This is a genomic window from Chitinophaga barathri (genome assembly GCF_003807585.1).
GTDB lineage: Bacteria > Bacteroidota > Bacteroidia > Chitinophagales > Chitinophagaceae > Chitinophaga > Chitinophaga barathri.
The window spans coordinates 221,933-237,358 of the sequence record NZ_RMBX01000001.1; the positions used below are offsets into that span (position 1 = coordinate 221,933).

The 15,426-nt window shown below is 53.5% G+C and carries 13 protein-coding genes; 10 read left to right on the forward strand and 3 right to left on the reverse strand.

The window, feature by feature from the left end:
- Nucleotides 1-23: 23 nt before the first annotated feature.
- The 3 genes from EG028_RS00770 to EG028_RS00780 form a co-directional block, all read right to left on the reverse strand.
- Entirely contained in the window at nt 24-515 is a 492-nt protein-coding gene (locus tag EG028_RS00770) for a hypothetical protein (protein ID WP_120514140.1), read from the reverse strand.
- A 20-nt stretch (nt 516-535) separates the two neighbouring features.
- Nucleotides 536-1,168 carry a hypothetical protein gene (locus EG028_RS00775; RefSeq protein WP_120514141.1) on the reverse strand — a complete coding sequence of 211 codons (633 nt, stop codon included), beginning with the start codon at nt 1,166-1,168 and terminating at the stop codon, nt 536-538.
- Between the two features lie 180 nt (nt 1,169-1,348).
- Nucleotides 1,349-3,088 (reverse strand): cellulase family glycosylhydrolase, encoded by a 1,740-nt coding sequence (locus EG028_RS00780; protein ID WP_206614325.1) that lies wholly within the window; start codon nt 3,086-3,088, stop codon nt 1,349-1,351.
- 234 nt (nt 3,089-3,322) lie between these two features.
- Here EG028_RS00780 and EG028_RS00785 point away from each other — a divergent pair, with 234 nt between their 5' ends.
- From EG028_RS00785 to EG028_RS00830, 10 genes are all read left to right on the forward strand, one after another.
- Entirely contained in the window at nt 3,323-4,567 is a 1,245-nt protein-coding gene (locus EG028_RS00785; RefSeq protein WP_120514143.1) for an efflux RND transporter periplasmic adaptor subunit, read from the forward strand.
- On the forward strand, nt 4,564-6,069 hold the full coding sequence (locus tag EG028_RS00790) for a TolC family protein (RefSeq protein ID WP_120514144.1): 1,506 nt from the start codon (nt 4,564-4,566) through the stop codon (nt 6,067-6,069). The genes EG028_RS00785 and EG028_RS00790 overlap by 4 nt, the downstream gene beginning before the upstream one ends.
- Nucleotides 6,047-6,712: an ABC transporter ATP-binding protein gene (locus EG028_RS00795; RefSeq protein WP_120514145.1), complete on the forward strand. Its 666-nt coding sequence runs from the start codon at nt 6,047-6,049 to the stop codon at nt 6,710-6,712. The genes EG028_RS00790 and EG028_RS00795 overlap by 23 nt, the downstream gene beginning before the upstream one ends.
- Nucleotides 6,713-6,730: 18 nt before the next feature.
- Nucleotides 6,731-7,969 (forward strand): ABC transporter permease, encoded by a 1,239-nt coding sequence (locus tag EG028_RS00800; RefSeq protein ID WP_120514146.1) that lies wholly within the window; start codon nt 6,731-6,733, stop codon nt 7,967-7,969.
- 10 nt (nt 7,970-7,979) lie between these two features.
- A complete protein-coding gene (locus EG028_RS00805; RefSeq protein ID WP_120514147.1) occupies nt 7,980-9,158 on the forward strand; it encodes an ABC transporter permease in 1,179 nt (392 codons plus the stop codon).
- An 18-nt stretch (nt 9,159-9,176) separates the two neighbouring features.
- A complete protein-coding gene (locus tag EG028_RS00810; RefSeq protein WP_120514148.1) occupies nt 9,177-10,550 on the forward strand; it encodes a sigma-54-dependent transcriptional regulator in 1,374 nt (457 codons plus the stop codon).
- The gene (locus EG028_RS00815; protein ID WP_241559031.1) at nt 10,531-11,772 is read left to right on the forward strand and encodes a sensor histidine kinase; all 1,242 of its coding nucleotides are present in this window, start codon (nt 10,531-10,533) and stop codon (nt 11,770-11,772) included. Before EG028_RS00810 ends, EG028_RS00815 begins: the two co-directional genes overlap by 20 nt.
- A gap of 290 nt (nt 11,773-12,062) precedes the next feature.
- Nucleotides 12,063-13,460 (forward strand): ATP-binding protein, encoded by a 1,398-nt coding sequence (locus tag EG028_RS00820; RefSeq protein ID WP_120514149.1) that lies wholly within the window; start codon nt 12,063-12,065, stop codon nt 13,458-13,460.
- A gap of 20 nt (nt 13,461-13,480) precedes the next feature.
- The gene (locus tag EG028_RS00825) at nt 13,481-15,142 is read left to right on the forward strand and encodes a response regulator (protein WP_120514150.1); all 1,662 of its coding nucleotides are present in this window, start codon (nt 13,481-13,483) and stop codon (nt 15,140-15,142) included.
- A gap of 1 nt (nt 15,143) precedes the next feature.
- Complete coding sequence (locus EG028_RS00830; RefSeq protein WP_120514151.1) at nt 15,144-15,413, forward strand: UBP-type zinc finger domain-containing protein; 270 nt, start codon at nt 15,144-15,146, stop codon at nt 15,411-15,413.
- Nucleotides 15,414-15,426: the final 13 nt, after the last annotated feature.

Here is a 15,426-nt window from a genome sequence, read left to right on the forward strand (position 1 = left end):
TGTATTTGTCGAATATCATTAAATCAGGCATTAGCGGTGGCAAGCATAACACTTCCAATTATTGCAAAAACGATACCGAGTGCAATAAACGACAACATAATAATCGTCAGCACACCTACAAACTTAAATAAAGACTTAAGGCTCGCAAATGAGGATATCAGTATATCCTGGTCAGAAGACTGCAATGCCAGCTTCGCCCTGTTGGAAAATTTCAGCAAATAGACATAAGGGAAAATGCAAACAATACCGAAAACAAGATAAAACACAATCCCTATCGTTTTCCCGATGGCCTGGCTGGTGTTGTAAGTCTCGCTAATCTGGTCGGGCACCGCAGGGCTTTGACCAAAACCATAAGGTGAAAACGGCACAAAGTTAAGAATAAAGGAAATTAAGATCATAAAGCCGCAGGTTATGAAGCCACAAATGGCCAGGAACTTCCCCCATCGGGCGGTTTCTGACAGGTAACCGGATATTTCCGTGTCCACAGTCAGGTCGAATAAATTTGATTTCTCCATTGGTATTTCAGGTTTAGGAATTAATGTGTTGTGGGACTCATCACCCTGATATCCGCTTCAAAATACCCTCTCATCTCCTGGAATACATCCAGCAAGGCACGATGATCTACGGCCAGTTCCGGCCTTTCCGCATCCCTGAACTTCTCTCCCTGTTGCAATCTCGGCCAGAAAATGTACTGGTAATAATGCGCAATGAACGTTTCGATCACAGGGTGTTCGCGGAATACCTGCAAATGGTCGGTGGTTGTAAGAGAATTGGCGTAGTCGCCAAAGAGGTCGATGAAATTGGACAAGGCGTCCATTACTTTCAGGCTGAGTTTTTTCCTGCGCAGTGCGTTGCAGATATAATCCATATCATACACATTGCTCACGGAAGGCTCCAGCCCCTGTACCTGTTTCAGCCAACGGGCGGTTTTATCGGTATGTTGAAGGGAAGAAAGCCGGGCCTCAGCCTCAGCGGTGATGGTAGCAAGGTCTCCTGTAACGAAAATGCCCGCATTCCGGTACATCAGCAGCCTGTCCCCCGTGGAGTTGTCCGTATACCAAACGAGGTAATACGGCTGCGGGAAGGCGGAAGAGCGGTATGCTATGATCCATGTATCACAGGCTATACAGCTGGTTTCGAACCGCTTTATGACAGATTGTTCAGGCATATTCCGGCGCTAAATAAGCAATTTTCATCACTAATATATATTAAATTTTTATTACTTCATAATTTATGTTGGAATAATGCCTTACAAGGGAAATAACAATGCCGGGCCAGGAAATCCCGGCCCGGCATTGTATACATGGCTAAGTAGTTAGTACTTAATGATCGGGCTGATCTTAACCGCTTATTCAAACCGTATCTCCCTCAGCCGGTAACCGCCGGTTTCAGCCATCACCCGCAAAGGCAATGCGCCTTTCTTTACAGACACGCCCGGTATTTCCAGCACCTGCCAGCCATTGGTAACGGCCAGCGGTTTTGCGGGTGCCAGCGCTTTTCCGCCATCTCCCAGCAACTGGATGCTTCCGCCATCCGCGTCCGCCGCTACCAGCAGTTTTACGGTATAGGTCGCATTTTTTGGTACATCCACGGTGTATTGCAGCCACTCTCCTTTCACGATGTTGATCACGGCATAACCGGTATCGTCGCGGCGGATGTCCACCCCGTCGTTGCGGAACGCGCCGCCACGGTTGCCGCCGGTATGGTTCGCATTGGATACGCGGTAGTTCGCGGTGTCGGTATCGTAATACGCATAACCGTTTGCCCCGAAATCATATTCCACGGCGGATATCACGGTGCCGGTCTTCAGCGCCGTTTTGGCGAAAGGCATGGCCTTCGGGTTTGCCGGCTGGCGCAGCATCGCATCCAGTACGTCTTTGTGGATCACGTTGTTGCGGAAGTTCGTAGCGTTCGCCAGTTCCATGAGGCCCTGGTATACCGCATCCGCGGCGGGGCGGGGTTTCGTGGTATCCTGCCAGTACGCCAGCATCTGCTGGTAACTGGCGTTGTTTTTTACCTCCAGCGGGTTGTTGATGCCGATCTTTTTCAGCGGCCACCAGGCCCAGCCGATGTTATTGTTTTCCATCAGGCGGATAGCTTCGGTGAACCATACGTTGGAGTTCTCACCGGTTTCGCCTACCCACACGGGCACATTGTTTTCCTGCCTGTAGCGGAGAATGTGCGCGATGGATTTTTCATCGTTGTAGTTCCAGTATTTGTGGAAACTCATCACCATGTTTTTGTCCCAAAGCGGCAATACGCCGTTGTAGTTATTACCCCATCCGTTGCCTTCGATGATCACGATGTGTTTCTGATCCACTTCACGGATAGCGGCGGTGATGTCCACCATCAGTTTGCGGAGGCGGGCGTTGTCTTTTTCTTTCGTACCGTTTTTGTCGTTCACGGGATCCGTGAAGCCGAAGTTCGGCTCGTTGATGATGTCGTACGCACCTATCCAGGGCTCGTTTTTGTACCGCTCGGCCAGTTTGCGCCAGAGGGCTACGGTTTTGCGCTGGTGCGCTTCATCTTCCCAGAGCGAAGGTTTGGAACCGTCGCGGTCCGAGATGTTGAGGTCATTGCCCTGGCCGCCGGGCGCCGCGTGCAGGTCCAGGATGAGGTACAGGCCGTTGTCCTTACACCAGGCCAGCAGGCTGTCCGTCATCGTAAAACCTTTTTCGATCCAGGTGTCTTTGCCCGCTACCGGTTCTTTATCCGCCGGCAGGGTGTAAAGATTAAAATGCATGGGCAGGCGCACGGAGTTGAAGCCCCATTGTTTCATGGCTTCAATGTCCGCCCGGGTGGTGTGGTTCGCAAGCCAGGCGTCGTAAAACTCCTGCGTTTTTTCCGCCCCGATCATAGCGGCGATCCGTTCTTTGATGCGGTACTGCTGCCCTTCGCGCGGAACGCGCAGCATGTACCCTTCCTGGAGCATCCAGCCGCCCAGGCCGATACCACGGAGTAAAACGTTTTCACCTTTTTCGTTGACGATCTGCTGCCCGGAGGCTTTGAGGTAACCCTGCGCGAATATGCCGGTAGAAGGCATGAGGAAAAGCAATGCGCAGAGCATAGTTTTCAAAACTGTGTACATGGAATTTTAAAATTTAAGTAATGATGCCCTCAAAATAATATATTCCCGCCAACGTTCGCAGAATTCCGGCTTGTCTGGCCAGAAAATTACCCCGCTACCTGTTTCCGATACCGGAAAGTTTGTCCGTTATCGGACAACTTTCGCCCGCCACTTTTTCATAACAATCTGATTATCCATTACTTAATCCTGGCACTTTCATTGAAATACCAGGGCGGATAAATTTTAAAACCGCCCATGGACAAAGAGTTACCTGCCGCCTATGTTGCACAACGCAAAAGGAAACGCCTCCTGCTATTGCTGGCCTGCGCCGGCGCGCTGGCCGCGGGAGTGATCCTCCTCCGCATCCTGCTGCACCCTTCCATCAAACGGTCCGCCATTACCACCGCCACGGTGGAAACCGGCCGGATCGAAAATACGCTGAACGCCGCCGGGGAAATACTCCCTGAATTTGAAGCCGTGATCACCAGCCCCGTGAGCGCGTCCATCCAGGAAGTGCTGGCGGATGCGGGCAGTAATATCAAAGCGGGCCAGAGCCTGCTGCGGCTGGACAAGTCCGGTATTGAAGGGGAATATGAAAAAGGGAAATTCCAGCTGGAGTCCAGGCAGAACGAACTGCGCAAGCTGAAGCTGGCGCTGGACAAAAGTTATTTCGACCTCCAAAGCAGTAATGAGATCAAGCAGCTGCGCATCAATGCCCTGCAGGCGGACGTGGAAAACAGCAAACGCCTTTTTAAAGCCGGGGGCGGCACCCGTGAAGATGTGGAACAGGCGGAGATGAACCTGAAAGTGGCCCGGCTGGAAAAAACACAGCTGGAAAACGAGATCCGCAACAAACAACAATCCATGAAGCTCGAAATGCGCGAGTCCGAGATATCTTCCGCCATACAGGCGCAGGAACTGAAAGAATTAAAACGGAAACTGGACCAGGCCAGCGTCACTGCCAGCCGCAGCGGCGTTGTCACCTGGATCAATAAAAACATCGGCACGGTGGTGCGGGAAGGAGAATCCCTGGCGCGTATCGCGGACCTGGCGAGCTTCAAAGCCACTGGCACGATCGCGGACAGTTACCTCGGGCAGCTTTCCAACGGTATGCCGGTGATCATCCGCATACAGGATACGGATATCAGGGGCAGCATACAAACTGTGTATCCTGCCGTGCAAAACAGCGCCGCCACCTTCGACATCAGGCTGGAGGAGCCGCATCACAAAGCATTGCGGCCCAACCTGAAGGTGGAAGTGTATCTCGTAACGGCTACCGGAAACAATATCATGCGGATCAAAAACGGCCCGGCCTTCAAAGGCGCTTCCGGCCAGCCGGTGTTTGTAGTGCAGGGCAACAAGGCCGTGCGGCGCATGGTACACACCGGTATGAGCAATTTTGATTACGTGGAGCTGAAAGACAATGTGCGCCCCGGGGAAGTGATCATCACTTCAGACATGAGTGAATTTAAGAACGCCCGCGAAATCAAGCTGAAATGAAAAGGATACTGATCATATTGTTGTGGGTTTCGGCAGGCGTTTCAGCACAGGAAAAGACCCTGACGTTCACTTCACCGGGTGTAAATTCCGCGCGGGACACGCTCCTGCTCAGCCTCCCGCAGGTGGTGACCATGGCGCGGGCGGGCTCCATCGCATCCAAACAGGCCAGCACCGTCCGGAAAACTAAGTACTGGGAATGGCGCACCTACCGCTCCAACTACCAGCCGCAGCTGGCGCTTACTGGCACCCTGCCCGGTTTTATGAAAACCACCACGCCCGTTACCCAGCCGAACGGTACGGTGAAATTCGAGCCCATCCACAACAACAACTCCACCCTGAACCTCGCCTTCAGCCAGAGCATCACCGCCACCGGCGGGCGCATCTACGGGGCCACGGAGCTACAGCGATTTGATGACTTCGACCGTAATACCACCCTCTATAACGCCATCCCCTACACGATCGGGTTCAGCCAGCCGCTGTTCCAGTTCAACCAGCTGAAGTGGGACAAACGCATTGAACCGCTCCGCTACCAGGAAAGCCGCCAGCAGTATATTGCGGACATGGAGCTGATCGCCGTAAAAGCCAGCGGTTACTTTTTTGACCTGCTGCTGGCGCAGGTGAACCACCAGATAGCCGAAGCCAATCTCCGGAACACCCGGCAGATACAACGGATTGCCGATGAAAAATTTGCGCTGGGGAAGATTTCCCGCAATGAAATACTACAATTGCAGCTGGAATCGCTGAAAGCCGAAAAATCCGTCGGCTCCGCCAAACGTGATATGGAGATCGCCAGCATGAACCTGCGCGCCTACACTGGCCTGCAAAACGCCGGAAAGATAGCGCTGGAGCTGCCCCCGGCCGTAATCGACATGACCGTGCAGGCAGAACGGGTGCTGGAAGAAGCATTTGCGAACAACGCGGAATCCATCGGTTATATGCGCCGGATACAGGAAGCCAGGAGGGACGTAGCCAAAGCACGCGGTGAAACCGGCCTGAACGCCACGCTGAACGCGAACCTGGGTTATACGAACACCGCGCCCGATGTGTCTAAAGTCTACCGCAACCCGCAGAACCAGCAATTGGTGGAAATCGGATTCTCCATCCCTATCCTGGACTGGGGCCGCTCGCGCTCCCGCACCAAAACCGCGGAAGCCAACCTGGAGTTTTCGCAATACGAAGTGGAGCAGGATAAACAAAATTTCATGCAGGCCGTTACAACACAGGTAACCCTGTTTGACATGATGAAAGGCCAGGTGACCCTGAGCGCGCACGCGGACAGCATTGCGTCGGAGAAATACGATATTGCGCAGAACCGCTACGTGCTGGGTGATCTGAGCATTACAGACCTCAGCATCGCCTTCTCGGAAAAAGACCAGGCCAAACGGGACTTTGTGCTGGCCCTCCGCGGCTTCTGGGGCGCTTATTATGAATTGCGTTATTTATCCCTATACGATTTTGAACAAAATAAAAAGATCACGTATGATACATTTACAGAACATTGAAAAAGTATACCGCACCGATACGGTAGAAACCCAGGCGCTCAACGCCATTAACCTGGAGGTGGCCAAAGGCGAATTCCTGTCCATCATGGGCCCTTCAGGCTGCGGCAAAAGCACGTTGCTGAATATCATGGGCCTGCTGGACGAACCTACCAGCGGCAGCATCCGCATTGCAGACAGCACGGCGGACCGGCTTTCGGACAAACAGCTGGCGCATTTCCGGAATCGCACCATCGGTTTCATTTTTCAAAGTTATCACCTCATCAACGATCTGCGGGTGCTGGACAATGTGGAGCTGCCCCTGCTCTACCGCAAGAGCACGGCCAAAGAAAGGAAAGAACTGGCGCTGGAAGCGCTGGAAAAAGTAGGCCTCAGCAACCGGACCAAACACTTTCCCACCCAGCTTTCCGGCGGGCAGAAACAACGTGTGGCGATTGCCCGCGCGATTGTGGGGAAACCTAATATCATCCTCGCGGATGAACCGACAGGCAACCTGGACAGCGCCATGGGAAACGATGTGATGGATATTCTCGTACGCCTCAACAAAGACGAAGGCACCACCATCGTGATGGTGACGCACGACGAAAACATGGCCCGTAAAACGCACCGCCTCGTGCGTTTGTTCGACGGATCGCAGGTGCAATAAACCCATTAAACTTTTCCCATGTTAAAGAACTATTTCAAAATAGCGATAGCCGTACTGAAGCGAAGAAAATTCTTCACTTTCATCAGCCTTTTCGGCATCAGCTTTTCCCTTACCATCATCATGGTACTGACAGCTTTCGCGGAGCACCTGGTGAATTCCTCCTATCCCGATACCAACAGGGACCGCAGCCTGTACATAAGCCTGGTAACGCTTTCGCAGGAGAAAACCGGCAACCGGCAAAATGGCCCCGCCAGCTACTATTACATGGACAAGTACGTAAAAACCATGAAAACGCCGGAAAAGATCGCCATCGCATCTTTTTTTGAAGCGTCCAATACGTACAGCAACGACAAAAAAGTCGTGATCGACCTGAAATACACCAATGCCACTTTCTGGGAGGTACTGGAATACAAATTCCTGGAAGGCAAACCTTACACGCAGCAGCAAATCGACAATAGGGAAAGAGTGGCTGTGATCACCGAAAGCGTACGCAGGCAGTATTTCGGCGATGGACAGGAAGCGACCGGGAAATACATTGAACTGGACCACTTGCTGTACCGTGTATCAGGCGTGGTAAAGAACGTCCCTATCACACAATTCGCCGCCTACGCCAATATGTTCGTACCTCACACCCTGGCCAAAAGAGACCCGCTGGACAAAGGCCTCAACGGAGAATATTTCGCTATCCTGCTTGGAAAAAACAAAGCTTCGCTGCCCGCCATCGCAGCGGAATACGATGATGTGGTGAGAAAAGTACAGGTAGACACCTCCCGCTTCGATCGTATTTCCAGCAAGGCAGACCCTTACCTGACCAGCTTTTCACGCATCGTACTGGGCAACGAGAATGATTCGGGCGTCACCGGGTTATTGCTCGCCATAGGCGCCGTGCTGTTGTTTTTCCTCCTGCTGCCTACCCTCAACCTTGTGAACATCAACATCAGCAGGATCATGGAACGCTCCTCGGAAATAGCCGTACGAAAGGCTTTCGGCGCATCATCCGGTACGCTGGCCGTCCAGTTCATCGTGGAAAACCTTATCCTGACCGTGATAGGCGGACTGATAGGTGTTGTGCTGTCTTTTATCATCCTCACCGTCTGGAACGCTTCCGGTGCGCTGGACGATGTGTACCTGTACCTGAATTACAGGGTGCTGGCCATCAGCCTGCTGGTATGCCTGGTGTTCGGTTTTATGTCCGGCGTATACCCTGCCTGGCGCATGAGCCGGCTGCATGTGGTGGCTGCTTTAAAAACTTATTAAAACGACTTGTATGCTGATGCATTTATTTACGCTGATCTGGAATAAAAAGAAACAGCATTCGCTGGTGATACTGGAAATGATCATTTCATTCATGGTGCTGTTTGCCGTGTTCACGCTCATCGTTTATTATTTCACCAATTACCGCAAGCCGATGGGTTTCCGGTACGACAATGTGCTGTCTGTTTCCATCTCCCTCCCTCCCGGCAGCACTGCCAACAAAGATTCCGCCGCCCAGGTGATGCAAACGCTGAAACGGACCGTACTGGCCCTGCCGGAAGTAAAAGGTATGAGCTACGTGAGCAGCAACAGCCCTTTTTCGATGAATACGTCCAACAATGTCATCAATCATAATAACCAGGAAGTGATGGCCATGTATTATACGGTAGACGATGCCTACCCGCAGGTGCTGGGCGTGAAAATGCTGGAAGGCCGCTGGTTCAACGCTACCGACGCACATGCCAAAGAGCCGCCGGTAGTGATCAATGAAACATTAAAAGAAAATTTTTTTCCCGGGGAAAACGCCGTTGGGAAAATATTAAAAATGGGTGATGAACCGCACCGTATAACAGGCGTGGTACAAACCCTGAAAGACAAAGGGGATTATGTGGCATCGAAGGCCGGCACCTATAAACGCGCGGGAGATGACGCGCCGCTGTGGCTATCGCGCATACTGATCTCCTACGACCTGAATACGGACGCGGGCTTTGAAGGACGGCTGTTCAAAACGTTCAGCAGTGTACTGAAAACCTCCTCTATCGAAATAGAATACCTGACCAAAAAACGTGTATCCACAAACAGCGTCTCGCTCATTCCCATGATCCTCCTGCTGGTAGTGGGCGGCTTCCTGATCATCAACGTGGCGCTGGGTATTTTCGGCGTGCTGTGGTACAGTGTAAACAAACGCAGAGCGGAGATAGGGCTGCGGCGCGCGGTGGGCGCTTCCGGCAGCGGCATATCCGGGCAGATAGTGAGTGAAACATTGGTCTTATCTACCTTTGCGCTGCTGATCGGGGTGTTTTTCGCCATTCAGTTCCCCCTGCTGAACCTGTTCAATATGCCTTCCGGCGTATACATCACGGCCATCGTGCTGTCCGTCCTGTTCATCTACATCCTGGTGGTGATCTGCGCGTTTTACCCGGGCAGGCAGGCGGCGCAGATATACCCGGCTGTGGCTTTGCATGAAGATTAATATTACATTTACGACCGTATGATCCTGATCATTGATGACGATATTGCTGTAAGAACTTCTTTATTACTCCTCCTCCGCCAGGAAGGTTACGAGGCCGGCGCCGCGGGCAACCCCTCGGAAGCCATGGCCTCCCTTCAACATACCCGGCCCGGCCTCGTATTGCTGGACCTGAACTTTTCCCTCGGTACGTCCGGGCAGGAAGGCATGGACCTGCTCCGGCAGATCAAGCAGTTCGACAATACTATTCCCGTGATCCTCATCACCGGCTGGGGCAGTATAGAACTGGCCGTACAGGGCATGAAGCTGGGGGCGAACGATTTTATCACCAAACCCTGGAGCAACGAAAACATCCTGCAATCGGTAAAAACCCTGCTGGACCTGCAAGGCAAAAAAGCCACGCAGCAAAGCCGCAAGCAGCTGGACGGGCAGTTCGACTTCTCGCATATCATCGGGGAAGACCCCGCCATCCTCCGCATCCTCGAAACCATCGGGCGGGTGGCCGCTACGGACGCATCCGTGCTGATCACCGGCGAAAGCGGCACCGGCAAGGAACTGATCGCCGAAGCCGTGCACCAGAACAGCCTGCGGAGAAATAAACCCTTTGTAAAAGTGAACCTGGGCGGCATCTCCACCACCCTCTTCGAAAGCGAAATGTTCGGCCACATCCGCGGCGCCTTTACCGATGCGCGTTACGACCGCACGGGCCGTTTCGAGATGGCGAACAAAGGCACCATTTTCCTGGATGAGATCGGCGACCTGGATGCCGGCAGCCAGGTGAAACTGCTGCGTGTATTGCAGGACAGGACCTATGAAGTGCTGGGCAGCAGCCGCACCAAAACGGTGGATGTGCGCGTGGTATGCGCCACGAACAAAAACCTCGGCGAAATGGTATCCGAAGGTACTTTCCGGGAAGACCTGCTGTACCGCATCAACCTCATCAGCCTCCACCTGCCGCCGCTGCGCGAAAGACCGAAAGATATCCCCCTGCTGGTGAACAGCTTCCTCCGCAACCTGCGGGAGATCTACAACCGGCCGCAGCTCAGCGTTACAAAAGAAGCCATGAAATGGCTCCAGCAACTGCCGCTGCCCGGTAATATACGGCAGCTCAAAAACCTGACAGAACGCAGCATCCTGGTGAACCATACGGACGAGCTGGACATCCCGCATTTCCGTTCACAGCTGGAACTTTCACCCGTTAAAAAAGGACAACTGCAACTGCCCGGCGTGGGCAGCGTAACGCTGGAAGAACTGGAAGTGGAAATGATCCGCAAAGCGATGGCCTTCCACCAGAACAAGATCGCAAAAGCAGCCGTATCCCTGGGGCTGACGCGGAGCGCGCTGTACCGGAGGCTGGAGAAATATAACATTCCGTATGATGAAGCTGAGGACTAAATACCTGTTGTTTGTAGTGATCCTGCACGCCGTTGCGCTGGTGCTCACGTATTTTATCTTCCGGGAAAACCGGTGGCTGTTCCTCGTTTCCGAAGTCTTTGTCGGTTTTTCGCTGGTAGTGGCCTGGCGGCTTTACCGGCAGCTGATAGCCCCCTTGAAAATGCTGATGCGGGGCGTGGAAGCCATACGGGACAAGGATTTTAACGTCAAATTCCTCACCACCGGCAAATACGAGATGGACCAGCTCATCAACGTATACAACCAGATGCTGGACCAGCTCCGCAAGGAACGTACGCTCCAGGAGCAGCAGCACTTTTTCCTTGAAAAACTGATCCAGACCTCCCCCACCGGCATCATCATCCTTGATTACGACGGCAACCTGCACCAGACCAACCCGCGCGCGCAGCAATTATTACAAACCCTGCCCGCGTTGCTGGATGAAGTGCAGCGCCTCGGCTCCGGCGAGTCCCGGAGTATTTCCCTGAACGGGGTGAATACCTATAAATTACAGAAGTCGCATTTCATTGACCGGGGTTTTCCCCGGCATTTTGTGATGGTGGAAGAGCTGACGGCCGAGATACTCGCGGCGGAGAAAAACGTGTACGGCAAAGTGATCCGGATGATGGCGCATGAGGTAAACAATACCATTGGCCCGGTGAACTCCATCATTGCCTCCACCATCAAGGGGCAGCCGCTGGATGAACAGCACCGCTCCGCCCTGGAAGTGGCCGCCGAGCGCAACCAGCACCTGAACCGTTTTATGCGCAACTTTGCGGACCTTGTAAAACTTCCCCCGCCGGACCGCAAACGCATCGATCTTGCCGCGCTGATACAACAGGTGACGCAACTGATGGAGCTGCAGGCCGCCGAAAAACAGATCCGGTTCAGCTTTCAATTCCCCGCGGGGGCAGTATGGGTGCAGGCGGACAGGCAGCAGCTGGAGCAGGCGCTGATCAACATCATCAAAAACAGCATGGAAGCTATCGGCCGCGACGGGGCTATCGGTTTCAGCATCCACGGGCAGGAGCTGACGATCACAGACAGTGGCGGCGGCATACAGGAGCCCGGCAGCCTCTTCTCCCCTTTTTACAGCACCAAACCTGACGGGCAGGGCATCGGCCTTACACTGGTGCGGGAGATCCTGCTGCATCATGGCTGGGACTTTTCGCTGAAAACCTATGGCGAAAAGGATACCCGGTTTGTTATTCATTTCAGGTCATAATATCCCGATAATACTATTTTACCAAACCTTCTCCTATAACGATCCTATATCTATCCTATATCCTTCGTATAAGCTTCGTATAAGTTCCCCTTTCGGTTAAAATACTATTTACCCGATGGAGGATTTTCCCATCCGGTATACTTTTTCTCCTTTTTCGTATATCCTCTTGCTCCGGGATATCCCACTTTTGTATTTCCCCATTCCTGCATTCCGTGGTACGGTTCCCCGCATTTCCGGCGGCGAAACGTAATAAGCTGATTTATATTTATCTTTAGCGCAAAGGCAGGCACATGCAACCCGTGACTACACAGATACTACAGGAATTCAACATATTAAAGGACGTTCCGGAAAACCAGCTGCAGTGGCTCATTGACCATTGCGAACGCGAAAACCTCCCGGAAGGCGAATTCATTTACAAACCCGAAGTCCCGCTGAGAGGCATTCATTTTGTACTGAAAGGCACGATTGAATTTTACCGCCTGCAAAACGGGAACAAACAGATCATTGCCGAGATCGGTAGCCACCAGGCCACCGGCCTGCTCCCCTTTTCGAGGGCGAACCTGTCCCTGGGTTATACCCTGTGCAAAACCGATGTGGACATGCTCACGCTGCCCAAGCCCCTCATCAAAAAAATGGTGGAGCTGCATTACGAACTCACGCAGGTGCTGGTGATCTCCATGATCACCCGTGTACGGGAGCTGACGGCGCAGGCGCAGCAGAATGAAAAGATGATGGCCCTGGGCAAACTGGCCGCCGGCCTGGCACACGAGCTGAACAATCCCGCCGCGGCCATCGTGCGCGGTTCCAGCACTTTAAAAGAACACCTCCAGCTGTTCCCCGAAACCTTCAAAAAACTCATTTCCGCCACCATGACGGAAGAGCAGGTGGACCTCGTAACGGGCAAAATGATGGACGCCATCAGCCGCCAGCGGACACACCTGGCCCTGATGGAACGCAGCGCGCTGGAAGACGAAGTGAGCGACTGGCTGGATGATCACGATATCGAAGACCCCTGCGATATACCGGTGAACTTCACGGACTTCGGCCTTACCACCAAAGACATGGACGAACTGGCCGCGCAGGTGCCGCCGGAATTCCTGGAGACCGTGCTCACCTGGATCAACAACAACCTGACCACCGAAAGAATGGTATCCGACATACAGGAAGCCTCGCAGCGCATCTCCGAACTGGTGAAAAGCGTGAAGATCTTCACCCATATGGACGGCGGGGCAGACAAACAATTTATCGACATCCACACCGGCATCCGCAACACGCTGGTGATGATGCAACATAAGATCAGGAAAGGAAACATCACCATCGCGGAACAGTTTGACGAAACACTGCCCAAAGTGCACGCACTGGCGGGCGAACTGAACCAGGTCTGGACCAACCTTATCGACAATGCCATTGATGCACTGGAGCCCAAAGGAAAAGGCACCATCACCATCCGTACCGAAAGAGATCACGAATTCGTGAAAGTGACCGTTACGGACGACGGGCCGGGCATTCCGCCCGAACATCTCACCCGTGTGTTCGACCCGTTTTTCACCACCAAGGAAATTGGCAAAGGCACCGGGCTGGGCCTTGATGTAGTGATGATGATCATCAAACAACATCATGGCACCGTGAAAGTAGCCTCTGTACCGGGGCGCACGGAATTTATCATTTGTTTCCCCATCAACGCGTGAAACGCCATCAACTAACGACCATGAGCTTACCGATTATATTTCTGATAGACGATGACCAGCAGGTACTGCGGGCCATGAGCCGCGACCTCCGCTCCAAATACCGCGACGACTACCGCATCCTGAGCACCGCATCCGTACAGGAAGCACTCGCCAGCCTGCCCGAATTGCAGAACAAAGGCGAAGAAGTGGCCCTGTTCCTCACCGATCAGCGGATGCCCGAGATGGAAGGCGTGGACTTCCTCGAAAAAGCCATGCACATCTTCCCCGATGCCAAACGCGTGCTGCTCACCGCCTATTCGGATACCGAAGCCGCCATCAAAGCCATCAATGCCGTAAAGCTGGATTATTATCTCATGAAACCATGGGATCCCCCGGAAGACAAACTGTACCCGGTGATAAACGAAATCCTGGACGACTGGCAGGCTAATTACCACCCCGATTTTAAAGGCATCAAAATACTGGGCTACCAGTTTTCCCCGAAAAGCCACGAGATCAAGGATTTCCTGGCGGGCAACCTGGTACCCTATCTCTGGATGGATGTGGAAACCCACGAGCAGGGCAAGCTGCTGGCCACCTCCAACAGCCTTCAGCCTACGGACATGCCCGTGATCATATTTGAAGACGGCACACTGGTAAAGACACCCGTTTTAAAAGACATCGCGCTGCGCATCGGGCTGAACCCCACGGTAAAACAAGCCGTGTACGACGTGGCCATCATTGGCGCGGGGCCAGCCGGGCTGGCCGCTTCCGTGTACGGCGCGTCCGAAGGGCTGAACACGCTGCTGATAGAAAGGCGCGCTCCCGGCGGGCAGGCGGGCACCAGCTCCAGGATCGAAAACTACCTCGGTTTCCCGACCGGCCTCAGCGGCGCGGACCTTACCCGCAGGGCCATCACCCAGGCCACGCGGTTTGGTACGGAATTCCTCTCCCCTTTGTCCGTGAACGAAATCAGGCTGAAGGATAATTACAAAATGATACTGCTGGACGACGGCACGGAAATATTCACCAAGTCCATCGTGATCACCACCGGCGTGGACTACCGTAAGCTGGAAACGCCCGGCATCGCAGAGTTCACCGGCGCGGGCGTGTATTACGGCGCGGCCAGTACCGAAGCCGCCTCCTGCCGCGACAAGGAAGTATATGTACTGGGCGGCGGCAACTCCGCCGGGCAGGCCGCCATGTACCTTTCCAAGTTTGCAAAGAACGTATACATCGTGGTGCGCAAGCCCAACCTCAGCTCCTCCATGAGCTCCTACCTGATAGACCAGCTGAGCCATACGCAGAACATCCACCTGGTGCCCTGCGCGGAGATCACCAGCGGCTTTGGCGATCAGCGGCTCACCGGGCTGAAGATCATGGACCTGAACTCCAATACCGAAAACGAAGTGCCGGCCGATGCCCTGTACATCTTTATCGGCGCCAAGCCATATACGGACTGGGTAGGCCTTGAGATCATCAAAAACGATAAAGGGTTTATCGAAACGGGCCGCGACCTGAAGAATTATCCCGGTTTTAAAAAGATCTGGAAATCAGAGCGCGATCCCTACATCCTCGAAACCAGCTGTCCCGGTATATTTGCCGCGGGCGATGTACGAGCGGGCGCGATGAACCGTGTGGCCGCCGCCGTTGGGGAAGGCTCCATGGCCATTAGTTTTGTTCACAAATACCTAAACGAGATCTGACATGGGAGATTCACCCTGCAAACACATCCGCGCGCTGGACAAACTGACCCAGCCCAAAACATACGAATGCGAAGAATGCATCAAAACCGGCTCGGACTGGCTGCACCTGCGCACCTGCCAAACCTGTGGCGGCACCTACTGCTGCGACAATTCCCCGAACAAACACATGACGGCCCATTATCACGCCACCAGCCACCCGGTGATCATTTCCGCGGAGCCCGGCGAGCAATGGCTGTGGTGTTACCCGGATGAGGATTTTGTAGAGTATTAAAAGAATTTCGCCA

What these genes read in the sequence shown, in the direction of transcription:
- EG028_RS00815 (WP_241559031.1), top strand. Translation starts at nt 10,531, where the DNA reads ATGATGAAGCTGAGGACTAAATACCTGTTGTTTGTAGTGATCCTGCAC.
- EG028_RS00770 (WP_120514140.1), bottom strand. Translation starts at nt 515, where the DNA reads ATGGAGAAATCAAATTTATTCGACCTGACTGTGGACACGGAAATATCC.
- EG028_RS00790 (WP_120514144.1), top strand. Translation starts at nt 4,564, where the DNA reads ATGAAAAGGATACTGATCATATTGTTGTGGGTTTCGGCAGGCGTTTCA.
- EG028_RS00820 (WP_120514149.1), top strand. Translation starts at nt 12,063, where the DNA reads ATGCAACCCGTGACTACACAGATACTACAGGAATTCAACATATTAAAG.
- EG028_RS00825 (WP_120514150.1), top strand. Translation starts at nt 13,481, where the DNA reads ATGAGCTTACCGATTATATTTCTGATAGACGATGACCAGCAGGTACTG.
- EG028_RS00805 (WP_120514147.1), top strand. Translation starts at nt 7,980, where the DNA reads ATGCTGATGCATTTATTTACGCTGATCTGGAATAAAAAGAAACAGCAT.
- EG028_RS00830 (WP_120514151.1), top strand. Translation starts at nt 15,144, where the DNA reads ATGGGAGATTCACCCTGCAAACACATCCGCGCGCTGGACAAACTGACC.
- EG028_RS00810 (WP_120514148.1), top strand. Translation starts at nt 9,177, where the DNA reads ATGATCCTGATCATTGATGACGATATTGCTGTAAGAACTTCTTTATTA.
- EG028_RS00775 (WP_120514141.1), bottom strand. Translation starts at nt 1,168, where the DNA reads ATGCCTGAACAATCTGTCATAAAGCGGTTCGAAACCAGCTGTATAGCC.
- EG028_RS00795 (WP_120514145.1), top strand. Translation starts at nt 6,047, where the DNA reads ATGATACATTTACAGAACATTGAAAAAGTATACCGCACCGATACGGTA.
- EG028_RS00785 (WP_120514143.1), top strand. Translation starts at nt 3,323, where the DNA reads ATGGACAAAGAGTTACCTGCCGCCTATGTTGCACAACGCAAAAGGAAA.
- EG028_RS00800 (WP_120514146.1), top strand. Translation starts at nt 6,731, where the DNA reads ATGTTAAAGAACTATTTCAAAATAGCGATAGCCGTACTGAAGCGAAGA.
- EG028_RS00780 (WP_206614325.1), bottom strand. Translation starts at nt 3,088, where the DNA reads ATGTACACAGTTTTGAAAACTATGCTCTGCGCATTGCTTTTCCTCATG.